This is a genomic window from Pseudoalteromonas luteoviolacea CPMOR-1 (assembly GCF_001625685.1).
Taxonomy (GTDB): Bacteria; Pseudomonadota; Gammaproteobacteria; order Enterobacterales; family Alteromonadaceae; genus Pseudoalteromonas; species Pseudoalteromonas luteoviolacea_K.
This window is the reverse complement of the sequence record NZ_AUYC01000022.1, coordinates 83,361-104,521: the sequence shown is the minus strand read 5'-3', so window position 1 is coordinate 104,521 and position 21,161 is coordinate 83,361. Positions and strand designations below refer to the sequence as shown.

At 42.9% G+C, this 21,161-nt stretch carries 10 protein-coding genes; 6 read left to right on the top strand and 4 right to left on the bottom strand.

Annotated elements, in window-relative coordinates; all coding sequences use genetic code 11:
• Positions 1-2 precede the first annotated feature (2 nt).
• Positions 3-1,229: a cytosine permease gene (gene codB, locus N473_RS09375; RefSeq protein ID WP_063367682.1), complete on the bottom strand. Its 1,227-nt coding sequence runs from the start codon at positions 1,227-1,229 to the stop codon at positions 3-5.
• 143 nt (positions 1,230-1,372) lie between these two features.
• Here codB and N473_RS09370 point away from each other — a divergent pair, with 143 nt between their 5' ends.
• The 3 genes from N473_RS09370 (at position 1,373) to N473_RS09360 (ending at position 12,724) form a co-directional block, all read left to right on the top strand.
• On the top strand, positions 1,373-2,605 hold the full coding sequence (locus N473_RS09370; protein WP_063367681.1) for a DEAD/DEAH box helicase: 1,233 nt from the start codon (positions 1,373-1,375) through the stop codon (positions 2,603-2,605).
• Positions 2,606-2,807: 202 nt separating this feature from the next.
• Entirely contained in the window at positions 2,808-6,833 is a 4,026-nt protein-coding gene (locus N473_RS09365; protein WP_063367680.1) for a PKD domain-containing protein, read from the top strand.
• A gap of 221 nt (positions 6,834-7,054) precedes the next feature.
• A complete protein-coding gene (locus N473_RS09360) occupies positions 7,055-12,724 on the top strand; it encodes a leucine-rich repeat domain-containing protein (protein WP_155735566.1) in 5,670 nt (1,889 codons plus the stop codon).
• Between the two features lie 91 nt (positions 12,725-12,815).
• On the opposite strand, the gene N473_RS09355 is transcribed toward N473_RS09360, so the two are convergent.
• The 3 genes from N473_RS09355 to N473_RS09345 form a co-directional block, all read right to left on the bottom strand.
• On the bottom strand, positions 12,816-14,471 hold the full coding sequence (locus N473_RS09355; protein ID WP_063367678.1) for an alpha-keto acid decarboxylase family protein: 1,656 nt from the start codon (positions 14,469-14,471) through the stop codon (positions 12,816-12,818).
• A gap of 32 nt (positions 14,472-14,503) precedes the next feature.
• On the bottom strand, positions 14,504-15,334 hold the full coding sequence (locus N473_RS09350; RefSeq protein ID WP_063367677.1) for a hypothetical protein: 831 nt from the start codon (positions 15,332-15,334) through the stop codon (positions 14,504-14,506).
• Between the two features lie 338 nt (positions 15,335-15,672).
• A complete protein-coding gene (locus N473_RS09345) occupies positions 15,673-17,109 on the bottom strand; it encodes a glycoside hydrolase family 15 protein (RefSeq protein WP_063367676.1) in 1,437 nt (478 codons plus the stop codon).
• Positions 17,110-17,543: 434 nt separating this feature from the next.
• On the opposite strand from N473_RS09345, the gene N473_RS09340 reads away from it, so the two are divergent.
• From N473_RS09340 to N473_RS09330, 3 genes are read left to right on the top strand one after another with little or no spacing between them, the layout of a single operon-like run.
• Positions 17,544-19,463, top strand: coding sequence for a GMC family oxidoreductase (locus N473_RS09340; protein ID WP_063367675.1), 1,920 nt, complete (start codon positions 17,544-17,546; stop codon positions 19,461-19,463).
• Positions 19,463-20,626 carry a ferritin-like domain-containing protein gene (locus N473_RS09335; RefSeq protein ID WP_063367674.1) on the top strand — a complete coding sequence of 388 codons (1,164 nt, stop codon included), beginning with the start codon at positions 19,463-19,465 and terminating at the stop codon, positions 20,624-20,626. Before N473_RS09340 ends, N473_RS09335 begins: the two co-directional genes overlap by 1 nt.
• Complete coding sequence (locus N473_RS09330; protein ID WP_063367673.1) at positions 20,626-21,144, top strand: hypothetical protein; 519 nt, start codon at positions 20,626-20,628, stop codon at positions 21,142-21,144. The genes N473_RS09335 and N473_RS09330 overlap by 1 nt, the downstream gene beginning before the upstream one ends.
• Positions 21,145-21,161 lie beyond the last annotated feature (17 nt).

Sequence of the window (21,161 nt, the reverse complement as noted above, 5' to 3'; positions counted from 1 at the left end):
AGTTATTGATGCTTTAAGCGACCAAATGCCGTTTTACTTAGCAAGAAAAAGCTGATAGCACTGGCTATCACGGCATTTACAGGGGTGATCCCTGGTAGCCAATGGCCCGCAGCGATACCGATAAAAACGCTGATGATGGCAGCCCAATTTACTGTCTGGCACTGTGCATTTTGCATATTTTGATAGTGCGTTTTATGGGTCAAGTAGTGCGTGATCAGCACACCACCAATAGGGGGAATTGCTGCCGATAGAAAGGTTAACCAGCTAACAAAATGATTGTAGAGCCACAATGCGCAAAGTGTGCCTATGAGACCATTGATGACGCTAAGGTATTTGCTTGAAAGCCCGGTGATATTGGCAAACCCAAGTCCAGACGCATAAAGCGCATTATCATTGGTGGTCCAAATATTTAGACCCAGCACAATCACTGCGGGCAGTAATAACCCTTGCAGCATCAACACCTCCGAAACATCCGATTTGCCTGTTGTTGCAGCGCCTACACCACCAAATACGAACATTAAGCTGTTACCGATTAAAAATGCGATAACTGTGATCAGCACTGCTTTTTTAGCATTTTTGCCAAAGCGCATAAAATCTGCTGTGAGTGTGCCCGCAGAGATAAACGAGCCTACTACCAGAGCGATCGCTTGAGTTTGACTCAGTGGTGAAGTGATAGGCTGAGCTGCCAAACCTGATAACCCGCCTGCATCATCAATGGCTATCCACACTGAGAACCCGCCAAGTACGGCGATGGCTGGCACTGCTATCATTGAGAGTACCATGAGGGCAGAGATCCCAATATACGCCGTTGCGGTCATTAATGCTCCCGCAATGAGAATGAGCCAGTCAATATCAAATCCGGTAATTTTGCTCACAGGCAGCGCAAACATGGCGACACCAACGCCAAACCAACCAACTTGTGTGCCAGCAAGGAGTGCGGATGGCAGCCAAGAGCCTTTTAAGCCAAAAGAAAAGCGCGCAAGTAAATGGGTCGAAAGCCCTGTTTTTGCGCCGATATAAGCTAAAAATGCAGTGTATACAGCGAGAATAAGGTTGCCAGCAACAACAGCAGTTATGAAGTCAGCTTGTGATAAACCAACGCCGAGTTTGCCACCTGTCCACATACTCGCGGAGAAAAAAGTCAGGCCCAGCATTAACATCGCCATGGCAATGGATGCGCGCCTTGCTACTGTGGGTACAGGTTTTAAATCGAATTCATGCGCTGACATAAGGACTCCATTTTACTAAGTAAATATAAAGTGTATTGTAAAATTGCAGCACAATTATGGAGAGTTAACTTTATTGCACTGTACACAAGTGTGTTCTGGGTTTGTTATACTGGGCGAATCTTTGGCAGTACTAACGGGCACATATGTCTTTCCAATCTTTAAATCTTGCAGATGAACTCAATCAAGCGCTAGCACAGTTAGAGTTTACTGAGCCAACACAAATTCAAGCGCTGAGTATTCCGCTCATTCTAGAGGGTAAAGACTTACTGGCTACAGCTCAGACCGGCACAGGTAAAACTGCGGCGTTTATGCTGCCGATTTTGAATACATTATTAGAAAGTGAATTTGATACGCCAGCGGTACGCGCTTTGGTACTTGCACCGACTCGAGAGCTGGCGCAACAAGTTGCGAAAGACACCAAACGCTTGGCTAAATTTAGCCATTTAAAGGTTGCTTGCTTGTATGGCGGTGCCAATATTGGTCCTCAAGAAAAGATCTTAAAAGAAGGGGTCGACATCGTCATTGCCACGCCAGGTCGTTTATTAGATCACATGATCAAAGGAACTTTGTCTCTTAGTGCCATTTCTCACTTGGTGTTTGATGAAGCTGATCGCATGTTGGACATGGGCTTTATCGGCGAAATTAAACGCATTATGCGTAAAATGCCTGAAAACCGTCAAACAATGCTGTTCTCGGCAACAATGGATGAGAGCGTGCTGACGCAGATAAAAATGTGGCTGAATATGCCAGAGCGTGTTGGTGTTGAACAGCAAAACAGCACGGCTGACAAGGTGGAGCAAGTTTTTTATGCGGTGGATGAAGACCGAAAACGTGAACTGATCTCGCACCTGATTGGTAAAAATAACTGGCAGCAGGTGCTGGTATTTACACGGACTAAAAAGAGTGCAGATGAGTATGCAAGTGAGCTTAATAAAGATGGTTTGGCGACGCTATCTATCCATGGTGATAAGTCTCAAGGCGCACGAGAACGCGCATTGGAGCAATTCAAATCAGGTAAAACACGGGTGCTTGTGGCAACGGACGTTGCAGCACGCGGTATTGATATTAAAGCATTAATTTATGTCATCAATGCAGAACTGCCTTATGTAGCAGAAGATTATATTCACCGTATTGGACGTACAGGCCGTGCAGGAAACAGCGGCCAATCGATTTCTTTAGTGAGTATTGATGAACAGTGGTTATTGGAAGAAATAGAAGTATTGCTCGATACTCGACTCACACCTCAGTGGTTGGCGGGATATGAGCCTGATTTAACTAAAGAGCCCAAAGACAATCGTAAAAACTCTGCGAAGTCGAGAAAGCAAAGGGATAAGAAGCGTGTTCTAGGCCAACGCACAAGGCGCAGAAAAAAGTAAATGAGAAAAAGGGGCTTTTGTAAGCCCTTTTTTTATTGCAGGTGCTGGGTTAAAAATATGACGTGTGCCATCACTGTAAAGTGGTGTTGGGACAATTATTAACAATTTAATTTATTCTTATCGACACAATAATCTTTCTTGAACATGAAAGGTGTTGCATGTACTCTGCGCGCAATTTTTATCATAAATTGGGAACAAGCGAGTGGCATCTACAATCTCAAAAGCATGTTTATTTGCGTTTACTTTATTGATCCTCGGTTGCGGTGGTGGCGGTGACAAGCAGCAGCCTGAAACTCCATTGACGGAAACACCTGTGATCACGCCTGATCCAGGGCCTGAACCTAGTCCTCAGCCTAACCCAGAGCCTCAACCGACGCCTGAACCAAAGAATGAAGCGCCAATTGTGGGTATAGAGGGCACATCCACAGGACAAGAGCGACAACCGATAGTATTACAGGCCAAGTCTTCAGATGTGGACGGTTCTATTGTCAATTATCAGTGGCAACATGACTCGGATTTATTGCTAAACCTCTCTGGAAGCGCAACTGAACGGTTAACGCTTAGCACGCCCGATATTCAACAAGATGTGACAGTGACCTTCACTGTTACAGTAACAGATAACCAAGGTGCATCAGAGAGTGCTTCACATACAGTGCACTTCGCACGAAATGAAATCACGTTCCAATTAAGAGGCCTGGTGACAGATAAGCCAATCCCTAATGCAATAGTGACTGCGACAGTTGGCAAAGAGACGTTTAGTACAACAGCCAATGCATCAGGAGAATATACACTCGATATTGCTGCTGATGAAGCGAGTCAGTCAACGCTTGTTCAATTGCATGCGCAGGGCGTTGGTGCACAGTCTCGTGTAGCGTTTATTTCACAATTGCCAAGTGTCAGTCTGATACGCAGCAAGGCCGGTGAAGATAATGTCTTGGACGCTTCAGAGATATTCGGTGTCAATGTGACCAATGTAACAACGGCTGAATATGTACAATTGTCCGAGCATGAGGGAGCTTTTGACTCGCTAGCTCAGTTGCAAAATGCACTGCTGCTGGTTGATACAGCGGATAAGATCAAATTAGCAACCTTAATTAAAGCTTTAGTTGATGACAATATCGACCTGATGCCAGTAAAGTTCAGCTCAACACTTGCACTGGCTGAGGATACCGCAGGGGCAGCGCAACTCTACTCAGAACTAGAGGTGGCACATCCTGAACTGCTCAAAAAAGCCGAGGACGCTTTACTCAAAGATACGACGCTATTGCCTGGTTTAACATCTGAGTTGCTGGGTGACTATACGTTAGCAATCCCAAATACAATGCATGGTTTGCTCGTCAACTTGTCATTTAATGACGATGGCACGGGTCAAATTATAGCTGAGGAAGTGAGCAGCTTTGATTGGGAAAAAATAGGTCAAACGGTTACTTTATCTTTTGCTGAGCCTGTGACCATCTTACCTGCGGGTATTAAATCTGATTATGGTCCTAGCGCCAAAACAGTGCTAAATACACTAACTTTTGATGTTTTAGAGGAACGCAGCGGTCTCATTGCTGCACGTGTTTCGTATCAACATGGGTTGGTTTTAGAGTTTTTATCAGAACCAATTACCGATGTTACAGAGGCTTTTGCACACCTTTATAAAACAGTACCAGACCTTTCAATTAATCGCGATGAACTTATTGGAATTTGGCATCTCCAACACCACCTGTTGGGGCATAGCTTAGGTGAGGCTGTAAAATTAGATCTATTAGAAGATGGTACGGCTAATCAAATATCAACTAATACTGCTTGGCAGTGGCAGCTTAATGGCAATACGTTAACGTTAGAAAGTACCGATAAGACATTAACTTACCAGGTTCTAGAGTACGCAAATGGGCAATTACATACCATAGTGAAAGGCCATGTTTCAGAAAACCTGAATACACGAAATGGCGCTGTATTTGTAAAGCATCAAAATGTAGAGTTTGATGCTTTAAATGTCACCGGAAGTTGGTCTATTTCACGTTCACAATATGATGAACAGCAGTATTTCTTTTTTGACAACAATCGTTATTTTTCAGAGCTTGGGCGATCTAGTGCATGGGTACTGGAGCAAGGTAAACTTGAACTGGGTGAGTATTTATGGAATGGCACACACGTAGAACAATGTGATGTGAGTCAAGCATCTTGCATTTATAACGTCACCGATGAGTTTGAACTGGTTGGGGTTTATGGCAATGATGTGGTCGTTAATCATAATAAACTTCAAACAACGGGTGTTGTAGAGGATCAATCTCGGTCATTGTTGAGGTTTTTTACCCGTGATCAAAATCATGGACATCGGTTGAAAAAAGTGTCGCATTTCGGTTCGGAACAAGTACTGTATGGTGCTGAAGAAACACTGACATTCGACATGCATTGTCCTAGTGGGCCATGTTACTCCGTGGTTGAGTATCAAGGGCTGAGTTATCGAATTGAAGAGCAAGGCTCAGTGATGTTGCTGTCTAATGACGAAACCGGTGAGCAATTGGTATTGTCAGTGAAAGTGTTATCAGCAACGGAGCAAGAAGTGTGCATTCGCTCGACTAATGGTCAATGCGATACGTCAAATACTTCAATATTCACTACCCTAGGTCCTGAATTAGATTTCAATATTACGATTGAAGGTGAAGGAAGCATGCTCGCGCATACTGATAAGCCAAGGCTTGGGGAGACATTGTCATTGACTGTCATTCCGAGTGCGGGCTATATGGTCAGTAAAATATCGGGCTGTAATGGCTACTTTACAGAACAGAATATGACGTTTTATGTTCACGCACCAGCGAAGTCATGCCATATCACTGCTAAATTCATAAAGTATAATGAGTTTGTTGGTGAAAATCGCTTGGTGAGAAAAGGTTTTTATGCGCCTTCTTCCTTTGACTTTAATGTCTTTGCTTCTGGTGATGGCACTATCTTTCGGTCTGGTTTTTATTCCCCCTTTACTTGGCAAACAAAGGCCAATGGTGGACTAACCGCGCAATTAGAACAACCAACATTTGCAGGTCAAGAGTTCTCCAATTCAGATCCTAGTATTTCATATGATATTGAAATTACTGGTTTTGAATTAGTGCGCCACCCTGAAGGTGTTGAAGTAACATGGCATCGTCAATTGAGTATAGAGGGTATCGTTCAAAGTTCAGATAGCATGAGAGAGGTGTTAGACGACATACGTGATTTTGAAAAGATCACATTAACTCATGCCGAAATGGTAGGTACTTGGTCACTGGGGTATGGAAGCAACGAGTTTGATTATTTTTCTCAAAGTAAGAACAGAGCTTCTTTACGTTATTTGTCGACATATAAGCTTATCTTAAATGAGCAAGGTGATGGAGAAATCATAGACGCACTAGGTCGGACCCCAATTAATTGGGTGCTTGGCGATGACTATCTTGAGCTTCAACAACTTAATGGTCAAAATCATGTTATGCGTATCTTTGTGTGGAATGCATTAGATGGCAGCTTTCAATTTAACACCCAGTTGGTCACTGGGAGTTACCTGACGCCTTTGAACAGAGGAACAGGTGCCATGGTAAAACATCAAGTTTCAGCCCCTGATATTGTAAGTAAAGTGGGCATATGGCGTTTTAAGGAAGGCGATCATTTTGATGTACTGAGCGGGTTGGAAGTCTATGATAATGGCGTGATCAGGCTGGGTGCAGATTTTAATTATCACCATGTTTCAGTGGAAGGTAATGTTATATATATGGAAAACCTTTGGGATTATAAACAAAATATCATCGATCCAAATTGCTCAATTGATAAAATTGAATGCTCATTGCACTCATCCTTAACATTTGAGCTGGTCGCAACAGGCGACAACAAATTGTATGTTTTAGAAACATCCGTGTTTGTGCCAAATGCTTTTCCATCATCGGTGCTGAGAGTGGTAGAGTATAACTCCACTGGGTTGGAAAAGTTTGAGCATTATATGCTAGCAAATTTAAAATTGAGTCAGCAGGTTGGGGATACAAAATTAGTATGGCGCACCGATGTGGACAGTAGTAATAATGCGGTAACTATCACTACACCAGATGGTCAGTTTTCAGCAATTCTCGATGAACTGGGTAGAATTGTTTATGACAATCAGGGGGAAAACTATTATTTGCAAGTGGTTGACGCCAGCCATGATGGGGTAAAAGTATGCCATTACTCTGAGCATGATGTATGTAATGTCGATAATGAACTGTTTTTAACCTATCAATAATACATGCCAAATAGGCAACAGCGAGGCCTCGCTGTTGCCTAGTACTTAGAATCACCATGATGTGGCTTGCCTGTTTAACTTAGTGAAAAACTCAATGGCTTTATGCAGCAAAATCAGAAACTTAAAAAATCGCCTTAAATTGTCTAAAAATCAACCTTGAATATATTTAAACTTACGTGTAACCTGCGCGCTTTTTGTGCAAATTAGTGAGGTTAATACAATTGTATAGGTCGGTAATTCGAGTTTGTCTCGCGGGCGTTATGGGCTTGGTTGCGGGGTGCGGAGGCGGTGCTTCAGAAAACACCAATGAGGAAGTAAAGCCTCCAGTGATAACAAATAGTGCACCAGTAGTTTCTATTGAGGGTCAAGTGCTAGTGCAAGAAATGCAAGCACTGAATTTGGTTGCCAAAGCACACGACAAAGAAAGCCAATCACTGAGCTATACATGGTCTCACAACGGTAACGCACAGATCACCCTTGACGGTGAAAATGAAGCCAATGTTACTATTCGCAGTACTGATTTAACTCAGGATACACCGATCCTACTTTCGGTGACTGTCTCAGATGCACACGGCGCGACAGCCGTTGCAAAGCACGTTGTCACCGTTATCGACGCACCTGTGGTATCAGTTGACATTCAAGATAAGACGATTGAACAATCGACCTTTTCATTATATGCCACTGCAAACAGTAGTAAGGCCATTAAATCATACCAGTGGTCGGGTCATACTCCAGATAGCATCGAGGTGAGTGGTTATGAAACCGACACACTCGTTATTAAAACTGGGGACTTAACAGAAGATGTACCGCTCATTTTTGACCTGACAGTCATCGATGAAACTGGGGGCCAAACAACGGTATCTAAATCTGTGCTTATTAAGTCTTTTGCACACCAATTGACAATCATGGGTAAGGTAACTGATCAGCCTATTGAGCATGCCCATGTCCAAGCGCAAATAGGTGATAAGGTCTTTACGTCGATTGCTAATAATTTGGGTGAATATGCACTTGCGATTAATTTAGAGCAAAGTGAAGAAGCCTACATCCATGAATTGGTTAAACTAACCGCAACAGGGCAAGGCCAACTGGACTTTGTCGAATTTGTCTCGCAGTTAGGCGCCTTGTCTCAACTAAATTTGGCCGCAGGTACTGATGCAGTGCTCAATGCAGAAGAATTATTTGACGTAAATGTCACTAATGTAACAACTGCTGAATACGCGTTATTATCTGAGTTTGATGACGCATTCGACTCCGCTGAACAGCTTGAAAATCGCAGGTTAGGTATCAGTGCCAAACAAAAGTTAGACATTGCAACTGTATTAAAGGCGATTGTTGATAACGATTCGGTGGATTTGCCCGAAAGCCACGTCACTACACTTGATTTGGCAAAAGACAAAGAGGCATCAAATCAGTTTCTCTCTAAATTAAAAGAAGAACAACCAGACCTTGTTCAAAGCACTGTTGACGCGTTGAAATCAGACGCTGATCTACTACAACCTGCTGTGCTCACTTTAGAAGAGGTTTTATGGGTTACTGAGCCTGATTATCAAAATGGCTATTATTTTGGCCTTGAGTTAAATGATGACAACACCGGTTATTATATTGCCGAAGAGCGTCATAAAGTGTCTTGGGAGCGTGAAAATAATCGCGTTCTGGTTACTTTTTCTGACCCTTTGTTGTTGAGCTATAGCGCGCATATGGATGGGTATAACCACTTAAATTTAAAGTCAATTATATTAGATTTTTACGCGCAAAATGAGCATTATAACTCGGCAACAGTGACGTTTATTGGCGATGAATATGGCACGACTCAGTTGACGCCTCGCCAGTTTTCATTTCACTCACAAATCTACACTAAAAGTAGTTTTGCACAATTATCACAGCACATGCTAGATGGAGATTGGTCTTTCCTTAAACTTGGTGTGTCTCAAAATGTCTATCACGAGTATGTATTTGATGACAGCGGTAAAGTTATAGACCGACAAACATCTAACCAAAGCGAATGGCTCATTTCTGGTTCTGAACTCAGAATTAAGGATGGTGAAAGCACTCAAATATTACAGCTTATCGCGCACAGTGAGTTTGGTTATCACTTGATGGGCCATACCTTAGAAAATGAGCAAATAACCAATGCATACACGGCCTACATGGTAAAGCGTCAAGATGTGAGCTTTGATACATTTGATTATCAACGTACTTGGACTAGGTTACAGAGCACTCAAAGCAGTGTGTTTAATATTGATGAGCAAGGGGTGGTTAATTTCGGGCTTAGCACAGGAAGGCGGTATGTATTAGAGTCAGGTGAGCTTGTATCTTATAGTTATACCTTTAATGGGGAAGGTCGTTATGATAATTGTGAGCACCGCGAGTTATGTGCTGTTAATTCTGTATATTCCTATCAATTATTGGGTGTTGCTGGCGATAGAATAGCTGTTAAGTTCACAGCCAGACTTTTCGAGCGCGATTATACATTTGAGGTGATAAGGTTCATTGATGTAAGGGATGATGAAGGCGCACTATCTTCATCTTTTAATGACGCGCTGTTACAGAACACGCTGAAGTTATATAGTGAAGACGGCAGTATCATTGATAGCGTTAATTATTGTCATGAGGATGAACCTTGCGCGCTTCACTTTAGGCTCGCTAAGCATGGTGACTTTAACTTCTATCAATTTGAGCAGCGACAGGGCTACTATGAGCTAACCTCAAAACTTGACAATAGTGTGTTGTATCTCGAAGTAACGGAGCTTGGTGATACTCGCTTTGCCATATGTCTAAAATCAGAACAATCTGCTGTATGTAATGAGTTAAATACGACGACTTATACTGCAACACCAATAACTTACCCTATTTCAGTTAAAGCTTCTGACGGTGGGCGAATAGATTTGCGTACGGCGAGTGTGACTATTGGTGAGAGTGTTAATTTTCGTGTTTTAGCTGATGAAAATTACTACATCTCTTCTCTTAACATATGTGGGCGTGACTATTCTGCTCAACTAGCGAAGCTGAATTCCGAATTTTTTCACTCAGAAACGGTTTATGATGCTTGTCACATTGAAGCTACATTTGAAGAAATATTACCAATATATGGCCAGCATCTTCTATATGATCCGTCGTTATACCTACCTCTTTTACATGAATTAGACTTTTACCCCAATGGTAAAGGGGAGTATAAATACACTGGGGGTGTATATAACTCAAAAAGGGTGCAATTTGATTGGCATACCTTATCGGAGTATCAGTCTCATGTAGAGCTTGAATACGCTTCATCCTTTGTTTTGAAAAATTACTATAACGATGTTTTTAAAAATACTGATCTGTATGTTGCCATCAACGCGTTGAAGTTTGATTATCTAGATGGCAAATCTCTGAGTTGGGAGCTAGAAGGGGATTTAAATTACTATGGTCTAACAAGTCAAATTGGCCCAGTCACCCTCAATGATACGGCAGATAGCGCAGTCTACAATGTCGTTGATTGGGTAGGGAAGTGGGTATTTGTATATCAATATTCAGATACCTATTATGAGCTTAATCTTGAAGCTGATGGTCAAGGCACTTTTTTAGCGGTGTCAGATGCGGGTGTTCAAACACATCCGACGGAATTGACTTGGGAAGTTGATGAGTCAGGGCAACTGAAGTTGAGCGCTGTGGGCATTGTTCAGAGCCCTTATATTTTAAAACCGATTCAACAAAACAGTGGGTTTATTCAAATAGAGACGCAAGGCCGACACTGGTTTGATAACTCAGAGCATTTTAAAACTGGCGTTGGTATCATGGCAAAAGCAATGGAGGAGTCATTAACGCTTGATGAGGTAGTTGGAAAGTGGCACTTCAAGTGGGGACCTGAATCAAATAGTTACCATGGCTTTGTCATTAATGATGATGCATCAGTCGATAAATACACTGCACTCGGCAATGTTATTGTTGAAGAAGATACATTCACTATTCAGTATTTTTATGATTATGTAAAAGGGAATTATGTTCCGAGTTGTAATAATGACTATACTCACTGTTCGTTGAGCCATTCGGAGCAATTTAAAGTCATATCAAAGCAAAATGGGATGGCATTACTGGCCAGCGATGGTGGTGAATATCATGTAGCGCAGTACAGTAAAGATCTTCACGTTGACCACTTTATCCCAAGTTTAATAGAAAATTTCACCTATTACTTTCTGGATGGTGAGCACTATGGTGTGGGTCTGCTGAGTCGACATCATAACCAAGTTGATGAATATAATTGGTCACTTTCTTCGCCCGCTATGTATAGTCAAGATACAGTTAAATATATTGATGGCAAGTTCTTTCATCAAACATCACAGGGGGCTTATTGGATTAAGCCTGTGATGTATGTACCACAGGGTGTTCAGGTATGTATCTATGAAGATGGGCAAAGCTGTGAGCAAGGTACTCAGCAAACATGGTTATACCAAGCGCCAACTTTTGATATCACTCTTAAAGTTGGGCAAGGCGGTGCTGTAAATGCTGATACTACATTAGAAAACGTGCTTTTTGGAAACTATATTCATCTGACAATTCTCGCGGATGAAGGTTATCGTATTGCCGACTTTGAAGGCTGTAACGCTCGCTTTTTATGGGAAATAAGCTTATCTGAGGCTCTCATCGAAGTCGCGCCAAGCGTATCTGATTGCACATTGACAGTGTCTTTTGAACGAGACTCTGGGCAGTCTGTAGTCGATTCATTGGGTATTAAAGATCCTGGGCTTAAATCCTGCGTAGAAAGTCAAGGCCTAAGTTACCCTCAGTTTTTGGCATTTCTCAATTGTAACTCAAGTACGATTGATAGTTTTTCTGGTATAGAAAACTTTAAATATTTGCTATCTATTTCATTATACGACACAAGCTTATCTGCACAAGCGAAAGCAGATCTTGAGAACATGACGCAATTGAAGTCTCTGCATCTTTATGATGTTGACTATACGGTGCTTAACCTCAGTAAACTTAACCAATTGACAAACTTATCCTTAAGTCAGGCATCGACAGTCTCTAATATCGTATTACCAGTTCAAAGTTCATTGTATACGTTAGATATAAGTAATTCATCGGTCACTGAAATAGATTTATCTAATCAAGTTAAGTTACGGTCTTTATCGGTTGGAGAATCAGCACTCACTCATTTGGACTTATCAAACAATCTTGAGTTAGAGCTTTTGAATATTAGCGGCAGTAAAGTTGAGGACATTTCGGGGGTGACTACAGATCACAAAATACAGCGTTTAAATGCAGCGTCCTCAGCACTTGCTACGTTGGAACTTCGTAATTTTGATGATGTTGAGGTAGTTGACTTATCAAATACGTCGATTTCTCTGCTAGAGCTAGGTGGAAATGCACAGCTGCATACACTTAATGCATCCGACACGCCATTAGCGCGCATAAATGTAGAGCCCGGCCAGTATACTTTGACTGATTTGGCACTGAACAATACTAATCTCAAGGAACTAGAATTGAGGTATTTTGAGCAGCTGTCTAATTTGGAGCTCACGTCCACTTTCTTGACAAGTTTAGATTTAACGAATAATCAGCAGTTATTTTTTCTTGAAGCTGGTCATGCTCAGCTTTCGGAGGTAATTTGGAGTACTCTACCGAGATTATTCTCAGTGAATTTAGCTGCAAACCCTTTAACAGAGTTTATATTTGAGCAGAATATGGTGAATTTGCATCAGTTAGACTTGTCAAATACGGGTATTCGAGTGCTACACATACCTGATGGAGCGACATTGAGATCTTTAAAGTTCTCTGAGAATCAGTTAGATAATATAACGGGTGTTGAGTATTTATCGACAGTGGGTTCAACCTTTGATTTGACGAATACGACTTTGAGTGCAGAGTTGTTACAGTATATTCAAAGTCATAATGTATCCGTTATTCATTGATCATTAAAAGAAAAAACCAGCATTAAGCTGGTTTTTTCTTTATTAGGTAGCGATCATATACCTTAATCGACGCCATTCTGAACGAGGTTATTTATTTCTTTTTCCACTTAGCATTGTCGGGGAGTGATTTAGGTGGCACGCGAACTTGTATTAATGAAGGGCTGTCTAAGTTTTCAAGCGCGCCTAAAATTGCCTCGTTGAGCTCTTCGTACGTATTGGCTTTCCAGCCTTTACAGCCGAATACATCGGCAAGTTTACAGTAATCCCACTGGTGCAAAATACATGACTCAAAGAAGGGCTGATCGCTTGAGAATATTTCCGCATCATATAGCCACTGCTCTACACCGTATACACCGTTGTCCATGACAAAAATAATTGGGTTAAGCTTAAATCTGGTTTGTGTGGACAAACACTGGGGGGTCATTTGAAATCCACCATCCCCCGAGAATACAAATACACGCTGGTGGTCTTGTTTAGCAAGGCTCATGCCTGTTGCTGCTGGACCAATGTAGCCAATGGACGAGTAAGTCGGTTGGGCGACAAACCCTCTTGGTGTGCCGACTTTGAGCAGTAGGCTGCCAAAAAAGTTTAAGCTGGCGTCACTGCCAATAAGCACGTTGTCGTTAATGTACTCTTTGCTCTGGATAAAGTCATAAAAGCCTTGGTAGCTGATATCTCCGCTAAATTGCTCGCTACTCTCTGGTGCTTCGCTTGGGATTGCACACGCAGACAAATTTGAGAGTGGCTTTTGATTAAGTTCATCGATAAAGTTTGCCAATGGCACCTGTGGCACAAAGTAGGTGCCCAGTTTCACTGTATCCCATGAAATAAGAGCCGTTTTATCATAATCAACCGCCTGGCCCAGTGAGTTGATATCTGACAGCCAAACACCTAGAGCTAAAATGAAATCTGATTCATTGACTAGTTTTTGTGTGATCTCAGAAGAGGCTTGACCATCAAAGACACCCGCAAAGAGTGGGTCGTTTTCGGAGAATACCGCTTTGCTGATGAGCTCTGTCACATAAGGTAGGTTCAGTTTTCTGATTAAAGCGTTGGCTTCCTCATGAAGGCCCATGCGGTCCACTTCAGCACCTAACCAAACAATAGGGCGCTCAGCCTGTGTTAAAGCTTGCTGAATTTTATCAATGGCTTGGTCTACATTGTCTTGCAGCGGGATAGGCGTAAGCGGTGTAAGCTTGCCTTGCGGCGCTGCACAAGGCTGTTCTACCATATCTTCCAGTAGCTCTATGTAAGCGGGGCGCTTTTGTGAAATACACTCTGTTAGTGCATAGTCAATCAGTCTTGGCGCAAGTTCAGGGTTATCTATTTTGATTGCTGCTGTGGTGATATTTTTGTAGATATTTAAGTCGGTTTCGCCATCAATCATATGGTGGTACGTAAAGCCTGTTTGTTGGGCAGTGAGACGCTTTTGTATGCTCGGTGCACCGTTGACCACAACCACTGGGATTCGCTCTGCATAGGATGCCGCAACCGCGTTTACCGCGCTGAGGGTACCGGCAGAATACGTAAAGCACATAGCGCCAATGCCTTTTAATCTGGCATAGCCATCGGCCGCATAACCTGCGTTAAGTTCGTTGACCTCTTCAATAAGCTCAATACTGCTTGGCTCAATATGTTTGTTGATCCATTCAATGGTGTAGTCCCCCGCGATTGAAAACAAGTGACCTAGGCCAAGCTCTTCAAGTCTTTGAGTGAGGTACTGTCCTACTGTATATTGTGTATCCATGCTGATCCACCTATTAATTTGGTTAGTGTTGATTAATATTCGCTAGCGCCGTCAAAGAGTCTGGGTAGGTAAATGTCGAAAATGGCTGGACATTGCCTAGTTGGAAATTTGTTGAGCATAAACGCTTTAAATTCCTGATTTTTCAGTCCATCAGCAATGGCTTGCTTAGCAGCAATTAGATACTTGAGGTTTTCCAGTACTTCATTTTTATCTGCAGGCGCGCCGTGTCCCGGTAAAAACAAGTCATAGTCAGATGTCAGCATATCTTCATGTTGCTCCATCCAATGATCGAGATATTTAGTCAGATAAAGATGCGTGCCGCTATAAAGCAAATCTTGGGCGATAAATACGCCAAGGTCGGGGAGCTTTAAGGTGATCCCATAGTCAATTTCCGTATCGACAATACGCTCGATGACGTATTTTACTCCATCGATGATTTCAATACCGGGGCTGACCGCATGCTGTGGGATAACGACTTTCTCTGGCGCAAGATCGCCTAATTTACCCATATGATCTTCACGAGACTCTTCACCATGAGCTTTTAAAAAGTCGATGGTTTCGGGCAGTGTATATATTTCAATATCTGCAAATGCATCCCCAAGGCCAAACCAATGATCTGGATGGCGGTGCGATAAATACAAGCGCTCGATGGGCTTTTTTAAACTGTCGGCGTATTCACGAAACTTTTTCGCGTAGGGACTTAAAAACTGGCCATCAATCAGTACTAGGACATTTTCACTTTCAATAATGTGTGTTGCATTGGCAATATTATCGCCTTCGTATGAAGAGATGAAGGTGTGAATTTTCACACTGCCAGTGTGTTTAACAACAATTTTGATTGGGTTGGTAATAGGTATATTCATAGCATTTACTCGCTGTGATAGATAAAAGAGACAAAGCACATGCACGGCGTGCTTTGTAACAGCTAAATAGATAATGAGACGGTAGAACTATTGGCCAAAGGTAGCGGGTATGACGATTAAAAATGTCTGGTTTACAAGGTGATGTGGCAGTAAACACAGATACTATGCGCAACTTGCGCTGCGCATAGTGTGGGTAAAGTTGTTGTGCTTTTACCATATCAACATCCGCTGTTACTGTGTGCCACATCCTAAAAGCGTGATTATTTGCTTTTGGTCAAGTACGGTTTAATAAACTCTAATAACGACCGTAACCTCAGTGCTTGCGGCCGTCGGTGATTTCAAATCTTTAACGCATTGCGTAAATCAATGGCGATGGCTACGGATACATAGCTCCAAGTTAGGTGCTCAGCACTGGTCATGTAGCCGTCGTAGCGACTAAATTGCTCGGACAATGACGTGTGCTCGCCTGCGTGGATCTGTATGCGGCGAAGATACGCGTCTCCAAGCGCTTTTAAGCCAGAGATGATGGACTTGAAGGTTTTGGTTCTGCTACTGAAGCATTCGCCCACCTCAAGCTGGCATTCGGGATCGACCAGCTTCACTGCCAGATTCAATTGGCCGAGGTTATATTTATTGATTTCAATATTTTTTTGCTCAGCAAATAGGGCTGCGGCTTTGTAGCAAATACTGCTCAAAGAGGCGGTACACAGAAACCAAGGATTCCCCTGCCCAAGTGGCGCACTGCCTGCGTATTTATCCTCTGGGTAGCGTCCAATTCCCGGTGCGACAGGGTCGCCAGATGTGGTGTGCTCTATGGCATTGATCAGATAAAGTGGGTCAAAAGCTTGGTGGAGTGCATAGGCGGTTGCCAGCACTTTATCTTCGTGCGGGTTTAGGAAAGGGTGGGTGTCTGACAGTGCTTGGCAGATGCCTAAAGTTGTCGCAACATCAAGGTTTGACGACTTGTAATCTAGCCCGCCAACACGGTTTAACGTGGTTAGAAAATAGCCCTGTTCCTCACTCCAAAAATCATCTATTGAACTTTCAATTAAAGCCGCCTGTTGGTTATAGTAATCAGCTGCCCCTGGATCATTAAGCTTATTCGCTAAATCAGCACCTTCGCGCAGCGCTGTGCGTTGTAGCAGTCGAGTATAAAAATGGGTGCCATCGACTTCCTCCCACAGATCAAAGCAAGGGTCCTGCCAGTGGTTCGCAACAAAATCTAAATCCGCTTTGATGATGCTGAATGAAGGCTCTTTTGAGTCGTATAAAGTGCCTGTGACATAGTCTTTTTCGCCATTCTCTAAAAGAGTATTTGCCCAGCGAGAGATAGTGAGTGCGCGTTGTGCTGGACCATCATTTTGTGGTCTGCCCCAAGGTCCGTTGAACGCTTGTCCAGTGACGTAAAACTTGGGTTCGCCCAAACTATTACTGACGGTTGGTGTTGTTTGGTTTATTTTGGTGAACTCGACATAGTCAATCATCATGTCGTAGTAGTTATCTTTAAAATTTCTATGATCAAGACCATTGAGCTTGGCAATTTCGCTCATTGTTCGTGCCGCATCTCTTACCCAGTGGTAATAGTAGTTTGGGTTGGTGCGAGAGGGAGAGGCGAGTACAGCTCCACGCTCTCCATCGTCGGGTGAAATATTCGCAATCATTCTATCTAGCACATGTTGCCTTGCCACTTTTACCCACTTTTCAAGTGGTTGTGCATCAATAGCCGTCGGGTATTGTTGCTCTGATTTGAGTACCGTGTTCGTTTGAGTTGTCATAAGTGTTCCAAGAGTAAAGGTGTTAATTGTCTCGGAATGTCGGTGTGAGAAATCAAACATACAACCAAGTTCATTCACTAACTGTCTCACATTAGCAATCCGTTGTAGTCGCACTGAGTGCATCAGAAAGTATATACACAAAAAACAGCTACCCGCTTAAATATTTCGATTTATTTAACAAGTTATTAATTTGGCAGGGGAAACCAAAGCGTAGTCATGAAAGACGAGTTTCAAGATGTTTGGTTTTGAGTTTTTATACTTATTTGCTTATTTTGTCTACATAAACATCTATTTTAGGAACCTATTTCTGCTATATCCATGTCGGAGTTTTTTCGGGTACTTATTTTATAATTGCCATTTTGTAATATCTGCTACACTGATTTTTAGCTTGAATGTTAATGCTGTTGTTAATGGAATAAGATGGGGACACTTGAATGAGTGAATCAAATTCAACAATAGAGCAAGTAACACCTGAGCAAGCAATTCAAAATTCGAATGACGGTAAATATGATGCAGTGATCGTTGGCTCAGGGATTAGCGGTGCGATTGCCGCGAAAGAACTCACTTCTAAAGGGTATCAAGTACTTGTGCTTGAAGCTGCACCCGCAAAAAGCTTAAGTTATGACGGCTTCAAGGAGTATGTATCTAATTATTATGTCAACGCGTCAAAAGATAATAATGCGCCATATCCTGACAACCCTAATGCACCTATGCCTAGGTCGACTGATGTTCGCAAACTATGCCTGGGTCAAATGGATACCCAAGGGTACATGGTGCAAAATGGTCCTTTGGCACTAGATAGCACCTACACGCGGGTTACGGGTGGCACAACCATGCACTGGGAAGCCAAAATTCTGCGCATGTTACCAGATGATTTTAAAATCAAAACCCACTACGGTGTCGGGTTAGATTGGCCCATCAGCTATGATGACTTGATGCCCTATTACCGCATGGCTGAACGTGAAATTGGCGTATCTGCTAATGTTGAGGAGCAAGGCTTTTACGGGCTTAAGTACGAACCTGGCTACGTATACCCAATGCATGGGTTGCCGGCCTCCTATCTTGACCAAGTGGTGGGAAAAGGCATTGATGGGGCTGAGTTTGAGTTAGCTGGCGAAGTACACACGGTAAAAGTGCGCCCGTTTCCACAAGGTCGAAATGGGATTCCTAATGCGGATTATCAAAACGGTGCGGGGTTTAACCCTGTCGGAGCTGTGGGCGCAGTGCAGAGCGAGCAAGGCGGGCGCTGCCAAGGTAATAACAACTGTGTGCCGATATGTCCTGTACAAGCCAAATATGATGCACGTAAAACCCTATACAATGCGGCGCAAACAGGTAATCTTGATTTTTTACCACAAGCGGTTGCTAGCAAAGTCTTTGTCGATGGATGTACAGACCAAGTCAGTCATATTGAATTCAAGCACTATACCAAGACCTCTTCGCCTGAGCATACGACAGGCAATATCACTGCAAAAACCTTTATTTTGGCGACCAACGCGGTAGAAAACGCCCGACTCATGCTCGCGTCTGATTTACCCAGCTCTAGTGGGTTAATGGGCAAAAACTTAATGGACCATACTTATTTGCTCGCTTGGGGTTTATTGCCAGAAGCGGCGGGGACAATGAGAGGGACAAAATGCACCTCTGGCATTGCGGACTTTAGATATGGACAAAGCAGAGCCAAGCAAGCGCCGTTTGGTGTAGACATTCATAATGATGGTTGGGGCTGGGCAACGGGCTCGCCTTTTTCTGATATCGAAGAGTTAGTCGATACGGAAAATAAATTTGGTAAGGCACTTCGCCAAAGTACCGTTGAGAGAATATCAAATCAATTGCTGTTTGCTTATATGGTCGAGCAGCCAGCAGATGAGAGCAACCGCATTACGGTCGACCCAGAATATACAGATGCGCTTGGTAACATGCGCCCAATCGTCAATTATAACTTATCTGATTACTCCAAAGCGGGCATTGCCTACGCACGTGAAACGTCAAAGGTATTCTTCCAGCGCCTTGGCGCACAGGACTTTTCAAGTTATTCATTGCTCGATTATGGCTCGTTCAATTACCAAGGTGAAAGTTATTACTTCCGGGGGGGTAACCACTTTTCTGGTACGCATGTTATGGGCACCTCTGCCAAAAACTCAGTGGTGAATGAGTATCAGCAATCATGGGATCACAGTAACTTATACCTGATTGGCTCAGGCAGTATGCCGAGTATTGGTACGTCTAATACCACCCTGACACTTGCAGCCCTTTGCTTTAAAACCACAGAACATATTTTGACACATTTGAGCAGTTATCGCGTGAATGTCGTAGCTGATGATGCCTTTAAACTGGCTAAAGGAGCTCGCTAATGAACGAACGTATTATTAATACCATTGATGATCTATATCAGATGTTAGATGCCGCTATTCAGCTGGAACATGCGACAATTCCGCCATATTTAACGGCATTATATAGTATCCATCCTGAAACCAATTTAGAGGCCACGGCGGTTATTAGAGCAGTTTTGGTTGAAGAGATGCTCCATATGACGTTGTCTGCAAATGTGCTCAATGCATTGGGTCGACATCCCAATTTATTGAGGGAAGGCTTTATGCCTTCATTTCCAACCTACTTGCCTGATGGTGAGAAAGACTTCCAAGTCTCGATCGCTGCTTTTACACCAGAGACCCTGGAGACTTTTTTGAATATTGAGCGGCCTTCAAAGGCTCCAAAAAATACTTTAAGTACTTACTCTAATGGCTGTATCGCACGTGCAAATCATGCGCGCTTTCATTTGGATGCGATAAAACCGCTAAAATCGCCAACATATAGTTTTTACAGCATTGGAGATTTTTACGATGCCATTATAGATGGCATTAAATTTTTAGAGACGCAGGCCAGAGAGTGCGGAGAAACGATTTTTATCGGTGACCCTAAATATCAGGTTTCGAATAAGTACTATTACTCCGGCGGTGGCGAAGTCATAGAAGTCACGGATGAAAAATCGGCCATTGCTGCGTTGAATTTGATCAAAGAGCAAGGTGAAGGGAAGGCAGAACAGGGCGAAGATACAGAGAACCAAGAGTTTGATAGTGAGGGAGAGATTTCTCATTACTATCGATTTAAGCAGTTACAGTTTGGTCGTTATTATCGAAAAGGTGATAGGCCAAATAACCCCACTGGCGCAAAGTTTGAAGTCGATTTCAGTAAGGTATATCCGATTAAGACAAACCCCAAGCTGTCGGATTTTGCAGAAAACCCTTCTTTATTAAATGCCGCGAAAGATTTTAACCATAGTTACCGTGAGTTTTTAGGTATCATCAATGCCGCGTTCAGTGGTCATCAAAATCTTCTGTTGGGTGCAGTATGCGACATGTTCAGGTTGAAAGAGTACGCCAGTCAACTGATCCGTAACCCGATTTCGATTGAGTCAAATGTGAACGCAGGCCCTACATTTGAGATAGAGGCTAGTCGTTACGATTTGTCATACGGTGCAACTGCACTGACTGATGCGTGTAAGGAGCGGGCGTAATGAATACTCAGCAAAATCAACAGCGGCAATTTATTGATCTATCAGGTGCACTCACGGATTTCAACGCGTTTGCACTGCATGGTACAGGACAAGTTGAACATTACTATAAAACACTTAATGACATTGTTGGCCGTGACACGGTTGAGCAGTTACTTTGCGTGTTTCAAACCGTGTATGAATGTGCCTGTGACGAGCAAATGTTTTTGACCGGGATACGACAACAGATCATGGGGGATGTGAAGTTGGGGCCCGTCGCCAGAAATATCATCAAGCTTTGGTATACCGGCACTTGGTATCAATTACCACGTACTTGGCGAGAGGCTTATGGCAAAAGCGAGCAGGATAAAACGTTTTTTGTCAGCTCTGCTTCGTATACAGAGGGTTTACTTTGGCAAGCGATTGATGCCAATCCATCAGGCGCAAAAGGACCGGGTTACGGTTCTTGGAGTGAGCCACCTAGAATTCATTTCGACAACAGCTGGCAGTTTGTAAAGCAGCAAAGTGTTCAATCAAAATAAATGTAAGTATTTACTTT